The following is a 19,299-nucleotide window of genomic DNA, read 5'->3' on the forward strand; positions in this document are numbered from 1 at the left end:
ACCTCCCAACAATATATAAATACAATGGTTACGCAACCTTTCCGTGCTTGCGTCCTTTATTTACTACTTTCAATTCTTTTGTATCTTCTGTTTCTTTTTCATCTTTTCCTAAAATAAATTGTGCAAATAATCCTGTTACAGCGAGTAAAATAACTGTTGCTACAACAATTACAGTTAAAATTTGTACAAAGTATTGTCCCATTACACCAAGAGAATTAATAACTGAAATACCTGATGGGACGAATAAGAATCCAATAATACCTGTTAAAGCTGTTCCGAGTGATTCAACTTGCTCCAATTTAATAACTTTTAAACATAATAGACTAAATAAAATAACTAACCCGATTACCGATGAAGGCATTGGAATTGGTAAATGTGTTGCAATAATATTAGAAATTAACATAATAGCTGAGAATATGAATGCTTGTGATAAGAAACTATATACTTTTTTCGTACTCATTTTGGCCACCTCTTTCGATTTGGTACCTTTATTGTATAGGATATAACCGCCCGAGTAAGCGTTTACATAACAGGGCGTCAAATATACAGAATCAGTTACAAATATAAAAGGATGAAATACAAAAGCTGCTCCTTAAATACGAAGCAGCTTCTTGAGTTCTTTTGCATATGTACGGCTAACAGGTACTTTTGATCCTTCTTTCATGATTAAATTATAAGTAGAATTGAACCATGGCTGAATTTCAGTAATATGATTAATATTCGCAATAAAACTACGATGGATGCGCATGAAACTTACTTGCGGCAACTTCTTTTCCAAAATCACAAGTGTATCGTGTGTTACATATGTTTCCCTCATTGTTTTTACTGTCACTTTTCCGTCCACAAGTCCTACATATACAATATCTTCAATATTAACAAGTACGATTGATTCTTCAATTGGTAATGCTAATTTATGCATCTCTACTGTTACATCTGTCCCCTTTATTTCGTGCTTCGTTTCTATTTGCGATTGTTTTTGTTTTTTATACTTCTTTAATGTCTGCACAATACGCTCTTCATCAAATGGTTTTAAAATGTAGTCTAACGCATCTACTTCAAATGCTTGCAGTGCATATTGATCATAGGCAGTAGCAAATACAATTGCAGGTGGATTTTTCATCTTCTTTAATATATTGGCGATTTCAAATCCGTTATCATCGGATAATTGAATATCTAAAAACACAATATCTGGTCTACTTTGCATTAGTTCTTCTAATGCGTCTTCCACACAATCAGCCTCACCAATTATCTCAACTTCTTTCGTTCTCTCTAATAAATACTTTAGTTCATCACGTGCTAACATTTCATCGTCAACTACTAATACTTTTAACAATCTGCTCTTCCTCCCCTACTTTTTTTGGAATAACAAAAGTAATCTCTGTCCCCTCATTTAATTCACTTTCGATATGAAGCATCGTTTCTTTTCCAAATAATCCAATAAGACGTTCATTAATATTATATAAAGCTGTTCCAGTCCCTTTCTTTGACGAAACTACCATCTTTCCTAATTGTTCTAAACGTTCTTCCTCAATTCCCTGCCCATTATCTTTTACTTCAAAATGAACCATACCCTCTTTTTCAAAAACATGCACTTCTACTTCACATACTGGTTGCTTCTTCGGAAAAGCGTGTCGCAATGCATTTTCAACCAATAGTTGAAGAACAAATGGTGGTACTAAAGTTGTCTTTAGCTCGTCCTCAATATACATCTTTACCTCATACTTATTTGGGAACCTTGCTTGTTCTAAGGATAAATATGCCTGTACATGGTTTAATTCTTGTTCTAGTGGAATCAATAACTGACGTGCCCCTTGCAAATTACATCGGAAATATACGCTAAGCTGTAATAATAACTTCCTTGCTTTTTCTACATCTGTTCGGCATAAAGCTGATACTGTATTAATCGCATTAAATAAAAAATGCGGGTTAATTTGTGCTTGTAATGCCTTTATTTCCGCATCTTGCAATAATTTACTTTGCAACTCAGCTTCACCTAATTCAAGTTGTGTAGAGAATATTTTTGCTAATCCTTCTGCTAATTCCTCTTCCACACGACTTAACTGGTTAGGATTTTTGAAATACAGTTTTAATGTCCCTATTGTATTTCCATGTGAAGTTAGTGGAATAACAATCGCCGCTTGCAAAGGGCAGCCTTCATGTTGACAATTAATAACCTCACGTGATTTTGCTTTCATTATTTTCCCTGTGTGTAACACTTCTTTCGACAAACCAGTTATTAAACTATGTGACGGAATATGGTGATCTGATGCTAATCCAACATGAGCTAATATTTTCTCTGTATCTGTTAAGGATACCGCATCTGTTCCTGTAAAGCGGTGAATAATTTGTGCCACATGCTTACACGATTCTTCTGTTAAGCCTTGGCGAAAATATGGTAACGTTTTATCTGCAATACGTAATACCTTATGAGTCTGAAGTGCCTTTGCGTTCTCTTCCTGACGCAAAATAGCTTGTATCATAGAAAGTAAAATAAAACTTCCAAAACTATTTACAAGGATCATTGGTATCGCAATTGTTTTCACAATGCTCATTCCATCCTCTACAATTAATAGGATCATAATCATTTCTAAAGAAACGATAAAAACACTTAAAATCGCTGAAAACTTAGGGGTAATTGTACGGTTATATTTTTTAAAAATGTATCCGATATAACCAGTTATAACGCCTGCTAAAATTGAAGAGATTGCACAACTTAGAGCTGTCGTCCCTCCAAGCATATAACGGTGAATACCAGCAATTGATCCTACCCCAATTCCGACGATAGGACCACCAAGCAATCCACTAATTCCAACACCCATAATACGTGTATTTGCAATGGTACTCGATGATGAAACACCTTGTAACCAATTTTCATTCATAATCGTATTTCCTGCTATTTCAATCCCAGTGTAATTGCTTACAATTGTAAATACCGAAAAAATACAAATAAGCTTAAGCTTATCTACATAGCCATCCTGTTTATGAAGGAGGCGTCTGAAAGTTTTAATATGAGAGAGTAAAAATCCTAAAATAACTATAAGTCCGACTCGTTCAATCATCATGAGTACTAAATTTAGCATCTTTGATTCATTCCTTTTTATTTAGTTAGTTTTATTATGGGAAAATAATGAAGTCGGCGTCAAGAAGAACGAAATGTTTTTTGAAATATTTTACACATAATAACTTCCTCTTTATTTGACAATACATATAGAAGAGTGCTAAAAATAAAGTAATATAATACAGTCCTTTAACCCAACCCCGTGAGGTTGAGAAGGAAGTCGGAATACAATATACGTATGTTCTTTTCTTGGGGATACGTATGCTTTTTTGGCCTTCTCATCATATCAGGTGAGAAGGCCTTTTGTTATTCTTCCATAGCGACTGTAGAAAATAAGGAGGAGTAATAATGAACGTCACTACTGATGTACAACAAACAACAGAGGAGACAAAAGCGAAAAGATATAAAACATTATTTGGTTCTGCGCTAGGATATGCAGCAGAAGGTTTAGATATGTTGCTATTATCTTTCGTACTTGTCTATATTTTAAAAGAGTTTCACTTAAGTCCTGTTGAAGGTGGAAACTTAACTTTAGCTACCACAATAGGAATGTTAATTGGTTCTTATTTATTTGGATTTATTGCTGATTTATTTGGCCGTATTCGTACAATGGCCTTCACAATCTTACTGTTTTCACTAGCAACCGCACTCATTTATTTCGCAACAGACTACTGGCAATTATTAATTCTGCGCTTTTTAGTTGGAATGGGAGTTGGTGGTGAATTCGGAATCGGAATGGCCATCGTAACAGAAACATGGTCTAAAGAAATGCGCGCTAAAGCGACATCTGTTGTTGCACTTGGATGGCAATTTGGTGTACTGATTGCTTCACTCCTTCCAGCATTTATTGTCCCACACTTTGGATGGAGAGCCGTTTTCTTATTTGGATTAATTCCAGCTTTACTAGCTGTCTATGTCCGTAAAAGTTTAAGTGAACCGAAAATATGGGAGCAAAAACAACGCTACAAAAAGGAACTATTGCAAAAAGAAGCTGCAGGTAAATTAACAACTACTGAAGCAGAACAACTAAAACATATAAAAAAATTTCCACTTCGAAAGTTATTTGCCAATAAAAAAGTAACAATTACAACAATTGGTCTTATTATTATGTCGTTCATCCAAAACTTCGGATATTACGGAATCTTCACATGGATGCCCACTATTTTAGCAAATAAATATAACTATACATTAGCAAAAGCAAGTGGCTGGATGTTCATTTCTACCATCGGTATGCTAATTGGAATTGCAATCTTTGGTATTCTAGCTGATAAAATTGGTCGCCGTAAAACTTTTGCAATCTATTATATTGGCGGTACAGTATACTGTCTCATTTACTTCTTCTTATTCACAGATTCAACATTATTATTATGGGGAAGTGCATTGCTTGGATTCTTTGCAAATGGAATGATGGGAGGATTTGGAGCAATTTTAGCTGAAAACTATCCTGCTGAAGCTCGCTCTACCGCCGAAAACTTTATTTTCGGTACAGGACGTGGGTTAGCTGGATTTGGGCCTGTTATTATTGGCTTACTTGCTACAGGTGGCAACCTACTTGGAGCATTGTCCTTGATTTTTATCATCTACCCAATCGGGTTAATTACAATGCTACTATGTGTACCAGAAACAAAGGGAAAAGTATTAGATTAAACGTAAAAGAGGAAGCATCTCATTTAAGATGCTTCCTCTTTTACGTTTTTATTTATTTTGATTTACTAGCCTTCTGAAATAAGAATGCAGTTTTATCTTCTTCTTTTACAATACCTTGTTTTAATGCTAATTCTCCCGCAACTTTAGGCGCTAACCATAGCATTGGGAATAACAAAATTGATACCGGAACTGCCGTCACCACGATAAACGATTGTAGCGCATTAATACTTCCTTCACCCATATATAAAAGAATTGCTGCAACTGCGCCCATAATAAGCGACCAAAAAATTCGCAAACTAATTCTAGGATCTCCGTCTCCAGTCACTGCCATTGAAATGGAATACGCCATTGAATCTCCTGTTGTCACTACAAATAAAATTGTTAATAAAAGAAATGCTGGTCCAATAATATTAGAAAGTGGCAATTGCCCTGTAATTGCAATCATAGCTGCCGGCATACCAGATTCACTTAATGCGTCCGAGATAGACCCAGGATTCATCAACTCATAAAACACGCCTGATCCACCTAATATAGTAAACCAAAATGTTGTAATAATAGGTGCGATAATTCCAATTGCAACGATGATTTCTCGAATCGTTCTCCCTCTTGAAATTCGACTCACTAAAATTGCCATCATTGGTCCGTATCCAATAAACCATCCCCAGAAAAAGATTGTCCAAGATCCTAACCAACTTGTATCACCACGGTATGTGCTCATCGGTATAAACTCATTTACATAAAATCCAAACGAAGAAACAAACGAATCAATAATAAATCCACCTGGCCCAAATAGTAATATGAATGCCATTAACACAATTGCTAATCTAACATTTAAATTACTTATAATTTGAATCCCTGTATCAATACCTGTTACTGCCGATATGGTAGACACGGCCACCACACAAACAATAATTGCTAATTGAGTAATAAACACATCAGAAACTCCAAATAATTCTTGTAATCCATAACTTGCTTGTAAACCTAAAAATCCAATTGGGCCAATTGTACCTGCAGCTACTGCAATAATTGCAGCTGCATCAATTATCGTTCCAAGCAGGCTCTTTCTTAATTTTTCCCCAAAAATAGGATATAAAAGTGTTCGAGGTTTTAGCGGCATATCTTTATGATAATGTCCATACATCATAACTACCGCACTAATTGTACCTAAAATCGTCCATGCTAAAAATCCCCAATGCATATAACTTTGTGCTAAAGCAGGCATGACTGCTTCTTTCGTTCCAGCAGATATACCATCATGTATTGGTGGCACCGTCATCAAATGATACATTGGCTCTGCTGCTGCCCAAAAAACGCCACCTCCAGCAAGTAATGTAGACATAATAATAGCAAGCCATTTTGCCGTACTAATCTCAGGTTTTTCTAATCCCCCAAGCTTAACTCTCCCATATTTGGAGAAAGCCATACACATCGCAACAATAAATGTACCTAATAATAAAACTTGCCAGAAGGCACCGAAATATTTAATTGAAAAAGCGAAACTTTTATTAATCGCACTCTCTACATAATCCTTGTTCAAAAAAACTGCAATTACAAATAATAAAAGTGAACCACCACTAATAATAAATACAGGCCAATCAGTTTTTCGACTCTTCATCCTCATTTATACTTCCTCCTTCCTCAGCAATCAAAAAAAACAACTTTATTATGTTTTATTGTTTAAACCCAAAACATAATAATTATATATGCATAACATTTTATCGACTTCCCACATACTTATGTTGTCCCTAAAAATATGCCAAATCCCTTATTAAAAAGAAAAATCCTCTTCCTCTTACATAAAAAAGCAAAACAAAAGACCTTATATTTCTATAAGGTCTTCGAAACAGAAATTTGATTATAACATAAGGTACTCCTTGGTTCAAAAAGCCTCTTCCAAAAATAACCGAGAGTAAAGGCTTCCATTTGCTACATAACAGTAATTAAAAAAAATTATATTTCACAGAAAAAACCTACACTAAATATTATTTATGAAAGAAATTTGGCTTCAAAATTTCATTCGGATACGGTTTATGATAAATGTGAGTGGTAGCTGGAGATAATGGCGGAATAAGCCATACCCAATTACCTGTTACAACACGACCACAAGCAGCTTCTTGCTTCTCAAATTGCTGAAATTGTTGTGCAGCAGTATGGTGATCAACAATACTAACTCCTTGTTTTTTAAAGGAGTGTAGTACGGCAATATTCAACTCAATTAGCGCCTTATCTTTCCATAAGGTACCGTTTCTCGATGTATCTAAATCCATCATCTCCGCAACAGCCGGAAGTAAATTATAACGATCATGATCTGCTAAGTTACGCGCCCCAATTTCTGTTCCCATATACCATCCATTGAACGGAGCGGCTGTATAAGAAATACCGCCAATTTCTAAACGCATATCTGAAATCATTGGAACACCATACCATTTTACTCCAAGTGATGAAATAGGGTATTCTGGGTGTTCAATTGGCACTTCTTTTACTTCTTCTCTCGGAATTTCTTTATATGTAGGCGCCTTCCCGTTTATAGAGAACACAAGTGGCAATACATCGAAATTCGTACCTTCTCCTTGCCAACCAAGCCCCTGACAAAAGTCCGTAAATGTAGCGGAATGAGAATCACCAATCACTCCCGTTTCTGTTTTATATCCTGCATATCGAATCAATTGGTGATTATAAATTCTTATATTATTTTCCTCACCTTGATATTGCTTAAAAATCGTAATGGTTGGTTTAACTTTCCCGTCGTTCGTTGCATATTTAATATGATGAATTAATGCATTATATACACCCTCTTCATCATTTACTTCGCGCGCATCTAATATGTGCATCTTACTCCAAAATAGTCTTCCAATGCATCTATTACTGTTACGCCATGCCATTCGTGAACCATGAACAAGTTCTTCAAATGTATGCTCATATGTCCCTGTCTTTTCTATCTCAATTTGAATTTCTTTTATACGTTCTTCTATCAATTGTTCTTTATGAAGCTCCTTATAACAAATCGTAATAAAATTACTTGCTTCCTCTATTAATTGTTTCGTTTTACTCATAAACAATCTCCTTCTATTTCAACAAAACCCTGCTACTTTACAGTATAAGCAAAAAGGATAGGAGTCACAAATGAAAGTGAGAGTGTTACTTTTATTGTAATATTTTTCAGAAAATTAATGGACTTACTATTGACTTATATGGAAAATGGGTGTATTTTTGACTCAGGTAAAGTATTTTTACCTAGACCAACTTTTTAAGTGGAAAGGAGGTAATGTTATGTCTTCATTTCAATTGCCAAAGCTTTCATATGACTATGATGAACTAGAGCCACATATTGATAGCAATACACTTTCCATTCATCATGGAAAGCACCATGCGACATACGTAAACAATTTAAATGCTACTTTAGAAAATTATACTGAATTACATAATAAATCTTTAGAAGAATTGCTATGTAATTTAGATGCTTTACCGAAGGAAATTGTTACAGCTGTACGAAATAACGGTGGTGGTCACTATTGTCATAGTCTTTTTTGGGAAGTGATGAGCCCACGAGGTGGCGGTGAGCCTAATGGAGACGTTGCAAAAGTAATTGATTATTATTTCAATACCTTTGACAACTTAAAAGATCAACTTTCCAAAGCAGCTATTAGTCGTTTTGGAAGTGGCTATGGATGGCTTGTTCTTGACGGTGAGGAACTCTCTGTTATGAGTACACCAAATCAAGATACGCCTTTGCAAGAAGGGAAAATCCCCTTACTCGTAATTGATGTATGGGAACATGCTTATTATTTAAAGTATCAAAATAGGCGCCCAGAGTTTGTTACCAACTGGTGGCATACAGTAAACTGGGACCAAGTAAACGAGAAGTATTTACAAGCAATTCAATCACAAAAACATTAGTCGTACGTATAAGGTAAATTTGGTAATGTAAAATCAGTATTGTCGAAATCCTCCAGAATCCCCCGGATTGCCACCGGGGGATTTATGATTACTTCATTGTATTTATATAATGTTTTAAAACATTTTTCATTTCTAGTTTCAGCTCTCGGAACAAAAATCCGAATTCACGAGCCTTTCCATTATGTAATGTACAGTTAGTTACCTCATTATAAGGAGCTATATTTTCCCCAGCTTTCTGAATGAGTGCTTTTATTCCTGTCTTCTCTTCTATGAAATGAATAATTTCTTCCGTAGAAACTACCCCGTTACTACAGGCGTTAATTGGCCCTTTCACATTTTCCATTCCGCACCAAGCTAGAAACTCTCCTGCCTCTTTTTCATGTATAAATGACAAAGTTCCATCTACATGATCCACAACGATAGGTTTTTGGTTCACAATACATTCAACGTAAAATTGTAACCTTTTCGTATAATCGTTTTCTCCAATAACAACTGGAAAACGAACTGCAACAACTGGGAATGTTGCTTGTTGAAATACAACGGCTTCAGCTAATCTCTTTCCTTCACCATAATTGAAGTCATTCCTATCTCCATACGCGATTGCATAATCGTACGGATTAAAGTCTTCTTCTGATAAGCTTAGGGCAGGTTCATAGACGGCCATTGAAGATGTCATAACATATTTCTTCGTTTTCCCTCGTAACACTTCACATATTATCTTCGCTGCATTCGAGCTATAGCATAAATTATCGTATACAATATCATAACTTTTTCCTTCTAGACGCTTTTCTAGTAGCTTTCCATCTTCTCTATCAATAATTATTCTTTTTACTGCGCTACCAAAAGAATCTTCAGTAACTCCCCTCGTCGCAATCGTTACATCGTGCCCCTCTTGCAAAAGTGCTTCTACTAAATGTTTACCAAAAAATCTTGTTCCCCCTAGCACCAATACTTTTTTCAACTTTATCATCCCCATTTTAGCAAATTGTAAAATACTACCTCTCTATTATAAGTGCCAACATATAAAAAGCATGGAATTCGTTTAACGATTCCATGCTTTTCTACAGAAAATATATTAACGTACTCGATATTTATAAATACAATAACAGAAGTACAAAATAGAAATTACTGATACATAAACCCATAGTTCATATACAAATCCCTCTCCCCACACTCCCATAAAATAAAAGAGTGAAGGTAAAGTCAATGTTACCCATGATTGTACGAAGGCAATCCTTCCAAGATATTGATTAATGTTCTTCTTTTGTGTATTTAATACAAAGAATAAATACCAAAGTAATGCCCACATAAACCACGTTAACGCATTAACAACATCATGGAATTGAACAAATGAAACAACCATATAGAATAAGGCTATAATTGCTACCCAAATACAAAACCATCCTAGACCACTACTATCCATTCCTTTTATAAAAGTAACACCTACATATAAATAAGTTAATCCAAATAAGAAAGTAGCCGCATATGAATACACTGTCCAATTGCTTTGGTCAGAAATCATGATCAAATAAAACGGAATAATAATTTGTAGTGCACCCACAAATAAATTAAAAACACCCGCACTTTTCATCTCTGCTTTCCCTAATATAACAAGACTATTTAAAAATAAAGCTGCCCCTGAAAGTAATAATCCTACATAACCCATATATATTCGTGTGAAAATCTTTACCTTTCACACTTTTAACCTCCCCACACTATAAAGTGATACTTATATTATTTTTCTTCCCATTTAAAACTACATACATAATTTTTCATCCAAATAAGTCAGACCTCCTACCTCAAAAAGGAGCGAACTTAAAACGCTTTCAATAATAAATAATCCTATTAAAACATGAACTAGGATTCCTTGATTATAAACGGACTCTCGCAATGATACAAGTGTTGGAATACTTTTCAATAATACGCTTTCAATTTCTATAAAAAATTAATAAAATAATACATTCCTCTATCTCATTCTACTACCTTCTAGCATAAGATATTGTAAAATCACATCATTTAAAACAGCGAACGTTCTTTTCTAGGTTCGCTAATAAAATTAATAAAAAATGACCTCTTGCTTTTATGCAAAGGTCATTTTTTTATATTCATCATTAAACTTCTAAATAGCCATTTTTATTATTTGATTGCCATTTCCAAGAATCTGCACACATTTCTTCTAATCCGCGTGTTGCCTCCCAGCCTAATTCACGCTTTGCTTTCGATGCATCAGCAAAACATACTGCCACATCACCTGGGCGACGCTCTGTAATTTTATAAGGAACTTTCTTACCCGAAACTTTTTCAAACGCTTCAACCATCTCTAGTACACTATAGCCCATACCTGTGCCCAGGTTATAAGCATCTACTCCCGTTGTACTCAGTACTTTCTCAAGCGCCTTTACGTGACCATTTGCTAAGTCCACAACATGGATGTAATCACGGACTCCTGTTCCATCTTTCGTTGGATAGTCATTTCCGAATACGCTTAATTCTTTTAACTTACCTACCGCTACTTGCGTTACATATGGCATTAAGTTATTTGGGATTCCATTTGGATCTTCTCCGATACGCCCACTTTCGTGTGCACCAAATGGATTGAAATAGCGAAGTAACGCGATACTCCATTCTGCATCTGCAAATGCTACATCACGCATAATTTGCTCAATCATTAATTTCGTTTGACCATATGGATTTGTTGCACTTAATGGAAACTCCTCCGTAATCGGTGACGTTTCCGGGATACCATATACAGTTGCAGATGAACTAAAGATTATCTTCTTTACATTATGTTTCTGCATTACTTCACATAGCACTAACGTGCTTGTAATGTTGTTATGATAATATGTTAATGGAATCGCTACTGACTCCCCTACAGCTTTAAATCCTGCAAAGTGAATAACTGCTTCAATTGCATTTTCTTCAAAAATTGCGTCAAGCGCTTCGCGATTTAAAACATCTTCTTTATAAAACTTAAATTGTTTTCCTGTTATTTCTTTCACTCGATTTATAGATTCTACCGAGCTATTCGAAAGGTTATCCACTACTATAACTTCGTAACCGCTATTTAGTAATTCTACACATGTATGACTACCAATATATCCTGCTCCACCTGTTACAAGTATTGCCATAATTATAGTCCTCCATATTTCATTCATTATAAACTTCTCAAAGTATATCACATATTTCTTATCCTATGTTTAACATGCGAACACAGAAACTTACATTTTATCCCATAATGATTTTATAACATATACGATTCTAATCAGTTAATAAAAAAACGCCACATAATTTTTATTATGTGGCGTTTTTTTATTAAATTACATAACAATATACACTTAGAAAATGCGCAAGACTACCTAATAATACAAAAACATGAAAAATTTCATGATGCCCCATATATTTAAACTCTAACCATTTTGGCTTTGTTCCATAAATAAATCCACCAATTGTATAAAAAATGCCCCCAAGTACTAAGAAAATAATGCCTCCTGTACTTAAATTCTCAGCTAACGGTGCAAAGAATAACACAATTAACCAACCCATCGTAATATAAATTGCTGTCGATAACCATCTTGGACAATTAAACCAAAACATTTTAAATACAATGCCACAAATCGCAGTTGCATAGACTAAACAAAATAATAGTAAACCACTTGCTGAATTTAATGTAATTAAGCAAAAGGGTGCATATGTACCTGCAATTAATATAAAAATCATAGAATGATCTAGCTTCCTAAAGAAGTAAATAACACGTTCATTGGCTACAACACTATGATACACAGCTGACGCCGTATAAAGGACCATCATTCCAATACCAAACAAAATAACAGCTGTAATTGCAGCAAATGATGGCATCTTGATAGAAACTTTCACAAGCATAGCTAATAAGGCAATAAATGATAATATCGCTCCACCTAAGTGAGTAAATGCATTAACTGGTTCCCTTACATAAGCATTCATAATAACACCCCTCATATAATTACATGTAGTTTTAATAACTACATATAATTATATACACATTTCTTTTTAAGGTCAACATTTACAATTCATTTGTTTCGTAATACCATATTTAAAGATATATTAAACATTAAGTTCCACTAAGTTATAAAAGTGAGGGATTCTACGTGGAAAATATAAATGAATTACTTGAGACATTGCATTTAGAAAAAAACATTAAACTTGAGGATATTCCAAATGTTGACTTATATGTAGATCAAGTTGTTCAACTATTTGAGAATACTTATGCAGATACAACGAGAACTGATGATGAAAAAGTATTAACCAAAACGATGATTAATAATTACGCAAAAGGAAAACTATTCATCCCCATCAAAAATAAAAAGTATTCAAAAGAGCATATGATTTTAATTAGCCTAATTTATCAATTAAAGGGAGCTCTCTCCATTAACGACATAAAAAGTTCATTAGAAACTATAAATGACTCCTTATTAAATGATGATTCATTCGAATTAAATACGTTATACAAAAATTATCTTGCTCTTACTGAAAGCAATGTCGAAAGCTTTAAACAAGACGTAAATAACCGTGTTACAGAAGTAAATGAGATTTCTTCCTTAGAAGATACAAAGCTAGAAAAATTTCTACTACTAACATCCTTCGTGACTATGAGTAATATGTATAGACGTTTAGCGGAGCAACTAGTGGATGATTTAAAAGAATCATAAATAAAAAACTATTCACCTATTAAAGTGGATAGTTTTTTATTTACTTAATTGCTTCATGAACTTTTAGTTGTTTCCCTTTAATCGTTGTAGTCTTCATGACTTTCAAGACAAGTGGTCCTTTTCCATTTAATATTTCAACGTAAGAAACATTATCCTGTATCGTAATAATGCCTATATCTTCTGCTGTAACACCTTTAATTTTAGCAATTGTACCGACGAAATCTACCGCCCTAATTTTCTTTTTCTTCCCGCCATTAAAGTACAGCTTCATAATGTCTTTGTTGATGTCTGCATTTTTATCTTTCTTTATAATTGGTTTAGCATGTATCTTTTCTTCAAATGCAGCTTTCTCTTTCATAACTTCTTCTTTTGAAGGTCCAATTGCCTTTGGAATTTCAAATCCAATATACTCCTCAATCTCTTCTAAAAATCTATTTTCATATGGTGTTATAAATGTAATAGCTTTTCCACTATTTCCAGCTCGTCCCGTTCTTCCAGTACGATGTACATAGCTTTCTTTTTCAAGTGGAATATCATAATTAATAACATGTGTAATATTATCAATATCAATTCCTCTCGCAGCTACATCTGTTGCTACTAAATAACGGAATTTTCCTTTTCTAAAATCATCCATGACTTCAAAACGATCTTCTTGTACCATACCACCATGTATTTTGTCACAAGGATAGTTAGCTCGTTTTAATTGTCTATATACATGATCTACATTTTCTTGTGTACGGCAGAAAATAATACAGCTATCAGGATTCTCAATCGTTGTTACATCTTTAAGTAGTGAAAGCTTCTCGTCTTCTATCACCTCAAAAAGAGTATGTTCAATTTTATCCGTCGTAATCCCAGCCGCTTTAATTTCAATATGAGTTGGTGAATTCATATATGTACGAGACAATTTCTCAACATCTTCTGGAAGTGTTGCTGAAAATAACATTGTCATTCTTTTTGTAGGTAATTCATCAATAATTGCCTCTACTTGATCGATAAAGCCCATATTTAGCATCTCATCTGCTTCATCAATAACTAAATACTTCAAACACTCTAAAGAAAGGGTACCCTTCTCAATATGATCCAACACACGACCAGGAGTCCCAACTACAATATGTGTCTTTTGCTTTAATTCTAATTTTTGACGTGCAAATGGAGATTTCCCATAAACTGCCGCAGCCTTAATCCTTTTGAATCGACCTATATTTGTAATATCTTCTTTTACCTGTACCGCAAGCTCTCTCGTTGGTGTTAAAACTAATGCTTGTGGTTTATTCTCTTCCCACTCCACCATTTCACAAAGTGGAATACCAAATGAAGCTGTTTTTCCACTTCCAGTCTGGGATTTCACAACAAGATCCTTCTTTTGTAATGCAACTGGAATAACCTCACCTTGTACTTCCGTTGGATGATCATACCCTAACCCAGTAAGTGCCCTTACAATTTCCTTACTTAATTTATAATCAGAAAAACTTTTTTTACTCATATATTAACCTCATTTTATTCTGTATTATTTTCTTTTTTATCTTTTGTATACGTTACTATCACCCTACTTATTATACTTGAAACCTCACATAAAAGGTGAATCATGCCAGATTCATCTTTTTATATAGAAATAAACCTTTTCATTTCATATATTGTTCAACTACTTGATAACATCTTTTTCTCGTATTGTTAGCATTAACCTTATTATAGTATCCTACATCCACTCAAAAAAATAAAAAGAATACATACAACCTTGTATAATTATCTTAATTTTTCAACCCTTCCCATAAACGAACAATAAAAACAAAAAAACGTTTTAAATTCGTTTTTAACGTTTTTTTTTAGATGTAAAATCTACTTTTTTAAAAAATGTTAAGAAATCCTTTGACTTCTTAATAAAAATAATGTAAATTATCCTATGGACGAACATTTTTGATTAATAAAAATAAAATATTCGTATTTTAGGGGTGTAAATGATGGAAAACGTATTTGACTATGAAGATATTCAATTAATTCCTGCAAAATGTATTGTAAATAGCCGCTCTGAATGTGATACAACTGTCACTTTAGGAAAACATAAATTTAAATTACCTGTCGTGCCTGCAAATATGCAAACGATTATTGATGAAAGAATTGCAACTTATTTAGCTGAGAACAACTACTTTTATATCATGCATCGTTTCCAACCAGAGAAACGAATCTCATTCATTAGAGATATGCAATCACGTGGATTAATCGCTTCTATCAGCGTTGGTGTAAAAGAGGACGAATATGAATTCGTACAACAATTAGCTGCTGAGCAACTTACACCTGAATATATCACGATTGATATCGCACACGGTCATTCTAATGCTGTGATCAACATGATTCAACATATTAAAAAACATTTACCAGAGAGCTTCGTTATCGCTGGAAACGTTGGAACTCCAGAAGCGGTAAGAGAATTAGAAAATGCTGGTGCCGATGCAACAAAAGTTGGTATTGGACCTGGTAAAGTTTGTATTACTAAAATTAAAACAGGCTTCGGAACTGGTGGTTGGCAGCTAGCTGCACTTCGCTGGTGTGCAAAAGCTGCAAGTAAGCCAATTATCGCTGATGGTGGTATTCGTACACACGGCGACGTAGCTAAATCTATTCGATTTGGGGCAACTATGGTCATGATCGGTTCTCTATTCGCTGGTCACGAAGAGTCTCCAGGGGAAACAATTGAAAGAGATGGCAAACTTTATAAAGAATACTTCGGTTCTGCTTCTGAATTCCAAAAGGGTGAGAAGAAAAACGTTGAAGGTAAGAAAATGTTCGTTGAGCATAAAGGTTCTTTAGAAGATACGTTAATCGAAATGGAACAAGATCTTCAATCTTCTATCTCTTACGCTGGCGGAACAAAATTAGACGCTATTCGTACTGTAGATTATGTTGTCGTGAAAAACTCGATTTTCAATGGTGACAAAGTATATTAATTCTTAAATTAACTCGAAGGACAAGCATTTTCATGCTTGTCCTTCTTTTTTGTATATAAAAATGTAAAACATTTTAATTAACTGAATTTTCTAGTATTATGTGTTTAGATGGTCTTAATAAGGAGGAGATACGACTTGAAAAATGTAATGGAAAATCGCCTTAATCGCGCAGAGGTACCTGCTGAACTAACATGGGATTTATCCGATTTGTATAATTCTGATGCCGAATGGCATGCTGCATTAAACGCATTGGAAAATGATATACAGAAACTTGATTCATTTAAAGGGCATTTACATACTAGCTCCCACACTTTATTAAATTGCCTACTTTTAGAAGAAGAGCTTTTAATGACGTTAACAAAACTATACTCATATGCAAATTTAAAAGAATCTACTGATCGTACAAATCCAAGTATTCAAGCGAACTCTTCCAAAATTTCTGCTTTATGGACGAAAGTACATACTGCACTATCCTTTATTCATAATGAAATCCTCTCATTCGACGAAGGAACAATTAAAAAATATTTAACTGAAGAAACAAAACTTGAACCTTTCCGTAAATCGTTACTAGAAATACTACAAAAAAGACAGCACACACTCTCTCCTGAAACAGAAGAAGCACTTGCTGCACTTGGCGAAGTTCATAGTTCTCCATACAAAATTTACGGCATGACTAAATTGGCCGATATGGATTTCACTTCTATACAAGACGAACAAGGAAACGAACTTCCTGTTTCATTCTCATTAGTTGAAAGCAAATATGAATTTTCTCCAAGCACATATATACGTCGAAAAGCATATTCATCATTTGTTTCCACACTAAACCGATATAAAAATACAATTGCCACAACATATGCTACTGAAGTAAAAAAACAAGTAACACTTTCTCGTTTACGTAAATATGAATCCGTTACCCATATGCTATTAGAACCACAAAAGGTTCCACTTGAAATGTATAACAACCAACTTGATATTATTTATAAAGAACTAGCACCTCATATGCGCCGTTTTGCAGATTTAAAAAGGAAAGTATTAGGACTCGATCAAATGCTTTTCTGTGACTTACATGCACCTTTAGATCCCGAATTTAATCCGTCGATTACTTATGAAGACGCAGGCACGCTCATTCAAGATTCTTTAAAAATATTAGGCGATGAATATAGTTCCATAATCGAAAAAGGATTCAAAGAAAGATGGGTAGATCTTGCAGATAACGTAGGTAAATCAACAGGAGCATTTTGCTCAAGTCCATACGGCTCTCATCCCTATATTTTAATTACATGGCAAAATACGATGCGCGGATGCTTTACATTAGCACATGAATTTGGACATGCTGGTCATTTTTATTTAGCAAATAAAAATCAACGTATTATGAACGTACGCCCATCTATGTACTTTGTTGAAGCACCATCAACTATGAATGAATTACTATTAGCTCAGCATTTACTAGCGACTACTGACGATAAGAGAATGCGCAGATGGGTTATTCTGCAACTACTTGGCACATATTATCACAACTTTGTTACTCACTTACTTGAGGGTGAATATCAACGTAGAGTATATGCTCTAGCAGAAGAAGGACAGGCCCTTACAGCTACAACTTTAACTGAAATCAAAACGAATGTCCTATCGACATTCTGGGGAGATTCTGTAGAAATCGATGAAGGTGCAGGCTTAACTTGGATGCGTCAACCTCATTATTATATGGGTCTATATTCTTATACATATTCCGCAGGCCTCACTGCATCCACTGCAGTAGCTCAAATGATTAAAGAGGAAAGACAACCTGCTATTGATCGCTGGTTAGATGTGCTTCGTGCTGGTGGTACAATGAAACCACTTGAACTAATGAAACATGCCGGAGTAGATATGTCAAAACCAGATGCAATCCGTAAAGCTGTTTCTTACGTTGGTTCATTAATTGATGAATTAGAGCATTCTTATCAAGAATAAAAAAATAAGCCCTCGCTTTAATGAGGGCTTATTTCATATTTACTTCCCAAACCGTTTGCGATATCCACATTTCCTGCAAAGTTCTTCAACCGCAACTCTTTTCGAAAATCCATCGACAATGTTTGTTGCTCTTTCACCTTCAATAATGTTAGAAAATGAATCATTATTAATATTCCCAAGGTTAATAATCCCTTCACCATCTAAACAACAAGGAATAACTGTTCCATTCGCTAAAATACCCGCTTGATTACGAAGTCCATGACAGAATCCTTTCCCATCATCCTCTTCCTCATGTAATGCTGGCCACTGGAATTCATAGTCTTGATTAATAAAGACACGTTCTGCAATTTTTATACCTTTTCCTGGTGTAAGCTTCTCTTCAATTTGATAAGATAGATCAAATTCATTTTCAATTATAGATAATAACTCTCTATTTTTCTGGATTTCAGCATTTGTTTTATTATCCTGAGTTAAATTCCATAACCTTAACGATACAATTAAATCTGATTGACTTGTCGCTTCCCTAATGAAGGAAAGTATACTCCTTACATAGCCCTCTTTATCTTGCGAACCTGGATGTCCATCAAAACTATGCAGTGAAAAATTCATTTGTCTTAACGCAGGCTTATTTAACAGCCTATGTCTTCTCTTATTAATTAACGTTCCGTTCGTTGTAATATTAACTTTAAACCCTTTTTCATGACTTAAGTCTAATAGTTGATCTATTTTCGGATGGAGCAACGGCTCACCCTTCACGTGCAAATAAATGTAGTCTGTGTGAGGTTTAATTTGGTCTAATCTTTTAGCAAAATCCTCCACAGAAATGAATTGCTTCTGCCTTTCCGTCGGCGGACAAAAGCTACACGCAAGATTACATACACTTGTAATCTCCAAGTAAAACTTCTTAAACTTCTTCACCTTTAATTCCTCACTTCTCTAACTACTTATACTTTTTCCTCTTCATATTACAGCATATTTTTATGGAAATAGAAACATACTTATTTTAGGAAATCTACATACCATCTAATAATATTTAAAAGACCATCGGTAATTTTTGTCCAATGGTCTTTTTATCCTTTTATATACAAAGAATAAATTTATTTATGATACGGTT

At 34.4% G+C, this 19,299-nt stretch carries 16 protein-coding genes; 5 read left to right on the forward strand and 11 right to left on the reverse strand.

What is annotated here, in order from left to right; genetic code table 11:
- Positions 1-28: 28 nt before the first annotated feature.
- The 3 genes from lrgA to lytS form a co-directional block, all read right to left on the reverse strand.
- Positions 29-460 carry an antiholin-like murein hydrolase modulator LrgA gene (lrgA, locus tag V6946_RS29095; RefSeq protein WP_000104901.1) on the reverse strand — a complete coding sequence of 144 codons (432 nt, stop codon included), beginning with the start codon at positions 458-460 and terminating at the stop codon, positions 29-31.
- Between the two features lie 132 nt (positions 461-592).
- On the reverse strand, positions 593-1,333 hold the full coding sequence (locus tag V6946_RS29100; RefSeq protein WP_000921842.1) for a LytTR family DNA-binding domain-containing protein: 741 nt from the start codon (positions 1,331-1,333) through the stop codon (positions 593-595).
- The gene (lytS, locus tag V6946_RS29105; RefSeq protein ID WP_000933561.1) at positions 1,311-3,080 is read right to left on the reverse strand and encodes a two-component system sensor histidine kinase LytS; all 1,770 of its coding nucleotides are present in this window, start codon (positions 3,078-3,080) and stop codon (positions 1,311-1,313) included. The genes V6946_RS29100 and lytS overlap by 23 nt, the downstream gene beginning before the upstream one ends.
- Positions 3,081-3,406: 326 nt before the next feature.
- Between lytS and V6946_RS29110 the strand changes: the two genes are divergently transcribed.
- A complete protein-coding gene (locus V6946_RS29110; RefSeq protein WP_001103412.1) occupies positions 3,407-4,705 on the forward strand; it encodes an MFS transporter in 1,299 nt (432 codons plus the stop codon).
- A 52-nt stretch (positions 4,706-4,757) separates the two neighbouring features.
- Here V6946_RS29110 and V6946_RS29115 read toward each other — a convergent pair whose 3' ends face one another.
- On the reverse strand, positions 4,758-6,326 hold the full coding sequence (locus V6946_RS29115) for a BCCT family transporter (RefSeq protein WP_006919822.1): 1,569 nt from the start codon (positions 6,324-6,326) through the stop codon (positions 4,758-4,760).
- Positions 6,327-6,687: 361 nt separating this feature from the next.
- A complete protein-coding gene (locus tag V6946_RS29120; RefSeq protein WP_000047627.1) occupies positions 6,688-7,758 on the reverse strand; it encodes a nitric oxide synthase oxygenase in 1,071 nt (356 codons plus the stop codon).
- 217 nt (positions 7,759-7,975) lie between these two features.
- Between V6946_RS29120 and sodA the strand changes: the two genes are divergently transcribed.
- On the forward strand, positions 7,976-8,602 hold the full coding sequence (gene sodA / locus V6946_RS29125) for a superoxide dismutase [Mn] (RefSeq protein WP_000094037.1): 627 nt from the start codon (positions 7,976-7,978) through the stop codon (positions 8,600-8,602).
- A gap of 88 nt (positions 8,603-8,690) precedes the next feature.
- On the opposite strand, the gene V6946_RS29130 is transcribed toward sodA, so the two are convergent.
- The 4 genes from V6946_RS29130 to V6946_RS29145 all read right to left on the reverse strand — a co-directional run bounded on the left by V6946_RS29130 (position 8,691) and on the right by V6946_RS29145 (position 12,562).
- On the reverse strand, positions 8,691-9,578 hold the full coding sequence (locus tag V6946_RS29130; protein ID WP_033692135.1) for an NAD-dependent epimerase/dehydratase family protein: 888 nt from the start codon (positions 9,576-9,578) through the stop codon (positions 8,691-8,693).
- 99 nt (positions 9,579-9,677) lie between these two features.
- On the reverse strand, positions 9,678-10,268 hold the full coding sequence (locus tag V6946_RS29135) for an AmiS/UreI family transporter (protein ID WP_000542569.1): 591 nt from the start codon (positions 10,266-10,268) through the stop codon (positions 9,678-9,680).
- 445 nt (positions 10,269-10,713) lie between these two features.
- Entirely contained in the window at positions 10,714-11,730 is a 1,017-nt protein-coding gene (gene galE / locus V6946_RS29140; protein ID WP_000996540.1) for a UDP-glucose 4-epimerase GalE, read from the reverse strand.
- A 184-nt stretch (positions 11,731-11,914) separates the two neighbouring features.
- A complete protein-coding gene (locus V6946_RS29145) occupies positions 11,915-12,562 on the reverse strand; it encodes a hemolysin III family protein (RefSeq protein WP_000995363.1) in 648 nt (215 codons plus the stop codon).
- Positions 12,563-12,726: 164 nt separating this feature from the next.
- Here V6946_RS29145 and V6946_RS29150 point away from each other — a divergent pair, with 164 nt between their 5' ends.
- Positions 12,727-13,287: a DUF1836 domain-containing protein gene (locus tag V6946_RS29150; protein WP_000427879.1), complete on the forward strand. Its 561-nt coding sequence runs from the start codon at positions 12,727-12,729 to the stop codon at positions 13,285-13,287.
- Positions 13,288-13,327: 40 nt separating this feature from the next.
- Here V6946_RS29150 and V6946_RS29155 read toward each other — a convergent pair whose 3' ends face one another.
- The gene (locus V6946_RS29155; protein ID WP_006919829.1) at positions 13,328-14,773 is read right to left on the reverse strand and encodes a DEAD/DEAH box helicase; all 1,446 of its coding nucleotides are present in this window, start codon (positions 14,771-14,773) and stop codon (positions 13,328-13,330) included.
- Positions 14,774-15,248: 475 nt separating this feature from the next.
- Here V6946_RS29155 and guaC point away from each other — a divergent pair, with 475 nt between their 5' ends.
- Both guaC and pepF read left to right on the forward strand, forming a co-directional pair.
- Complete coding sequence (gene guaC / locus V6946_RS29160; RefSeq protein ID WP_000432447.1) at positions 15,249-16,232, forward strand: GMP reductase; 984 nt, start codon at positions 15,249-15,251, stop codon at positions 16,230-16,232.
- A 135-nt stretch (positions 16,233-16,367) separates the two neighbouring features.
- Positions 16,368-18,185, forward strand: coding sequence for an oligoendopeptidase F (pepF, locus tag V6946_RS29165; RefSeq protein ID WP_006919832.1), 1,818 nt, complete (start codon positions 16,368-16,370; stop codon positions 18,183-18,185).
- A gap of 39 nt (positions 18,186-18,224) precedes the next feature.
- Here pepF and V6946_RS29170 read toward each other — a convergent pair whose 3' ends face one another.
- On the reverse strand, positions 18,225-19,103 hold the full coding sequence (locus V6946_RS29170; RefSeq protein WP_000713633.1) for a radical SAM/SPASM domain-containing protein: 879 nt from the start codon (positions 19,101-19,103) through the stop codon (positions 18,225-18,227).
- Positions 19,104-19,299: the final 196 nt, after the last annotated feature.

It is taken from the genome of Bacillus sp. PPSBB_2, from assembly GCF_045291115.1.
Classification (GTDB): Bacteria; Bacillota; Bacilli; order Bacillales; family Bacillaceae_G; genus Bacillus_A; species Bacillus_A cereus.

What these genes read in the sequence shown, in the direction of transcription:
- lrgA (WP_000104901.1), bottom strand. Translation starts at nt 460, where the DNA reads ATGAGTACGAAAAAAGTATATAGTTTCTTATCACAAGCATTCATATTC.
- lytS (WP_000933561.1), bottom strand. Translation starts at nt 3,080, where the DNA reads ATGCTAAATTTAGTACTCATGATGATTGAACGAGTCGGACTTATAGTT.
- V6946_RS29110 (WP_001103412.1), top strand. Translation starts at nt 3,407, where the DNA reads ATGAACGTCACTACTGATGTACAACAAACAACAGAGGAGACAAAAGCG.
- V6946_RS29115 (WP_006919822.1), bottom strand. Translation starts at nt 6,326, where the DNA reads ATGAGGATGAAGAGTCGAAAAACTGATTGGCCTGTATTTATTATTAGT.
- V6946_RS29120 (WP_000047627.1), bottom strand. Translation starts at nt 7,758, where the DNA reads ATGAGTAAAACGAAACAATTAATAGAGGAAGCAAGTAATTTTATTACG.
- sodA (WP_000094037.1), top strand. Translation starts at nt 7,976, where the DNA reads ATGTCTTCATTTCAATTGCCAAAGCTTTCATATGACTATGATGAACTA.
- V6946_RS29130 (WP_033692135.1), bottom strand. Translation starts at nt 9,578, where the DNA reads ATGGGGATGATAAAGTTGAAAAAAGTATTGGTGCTAGGGGGAACAAGA.
- V6946_RS29135 (WP_000542569.1), bottom strand. Translation starts at nt 10,268, where the DNA reads ATGGGTTATGTAGGATTATTACTTTCAGGGGCAGCTTTATTTTTAAAT.
- galE (WP_000996540.1), bottom strand. Translation starts at nt 11,730, where the DNA reads ATGGCAATACTTGTAACAGGTGGAGCAGGATATATTGGTAGTCATACA.
- V6946_RS29145 (WP_000995363.1), bottom strand. Translation starts at nt 12,562, where the DNA reads ATGAATGCTTATGTAAGGGAACCAGTTAATGCATTTACTCACTTAGGT.
- V6946_RS29155 (WP_006919829.1), bottom strand. Translation starts at nt 14,773, where the DNA reads ATGAGTAAAAAAAGTTTTTCTGATTATAAATTAAGTAAGGAAATTGTA.
- guaC (WP_000432447.1), top strand. Translation starts at nt 15,249, where the DNA reads ATGGAAAACGTATTTGACTATGAAGATATTCAATTAATTCCTGCAAAA.